The organism is Sulfitobacter sp. HI0129, from assembly GCF_001635395.1.
GTDB lineage: Bacteria > Pseudomonadota > Alphaproteobacteria > Rhodobacterales > Rhodobacteraceae > Sulfitobacter.
The window spans coordinates 1-281 of record NZ_LWGH01000198.1 but is presented as its reverse complement, the minus strand read 5'-3'; the positions used below and the strand labels follow the sequence as shown (position 1 = coordinate 281).

1 pseudogene is annotated in these 281 nt (G+C 53.0%); it reads left to right on the top strand.

Features of this window, described 5'->3' with window-relative positions:
• Window positions 1–202: 202 nt before the first annotated feature.
• Window positions 203–281: pseudogene (locus A3764_RS25860) on the top strand (SCO family protein); the annotation flags it as partial.

The window sequence follows — 281 nt, the reverse complement described above, 5'->3', positions numbered from 1 at the left end:
ACATTACCTACAGTGGGTGTAGCTTTATGCGGTGCGCATCACAAGCTTCACCTGAGTTTCACAGATAGGTGATTGTTGGCCGATCGGTGACAATCACGCTTGAACCTACAGTAGCTAGAGGATGTAAACGCACACAAAATATAGAATCAAGTTCGGGCGGAGCGGCGTGAGGCTTTCAGGTCTTCAGAAGGTATTGTGGGTGTTGGCGGGCGCGGCGGCGTTCGTTTTCATCTGGCTGTTGCTATGGTCCGACTACCGTGCCGACCTTGCCCGAGCCGAGA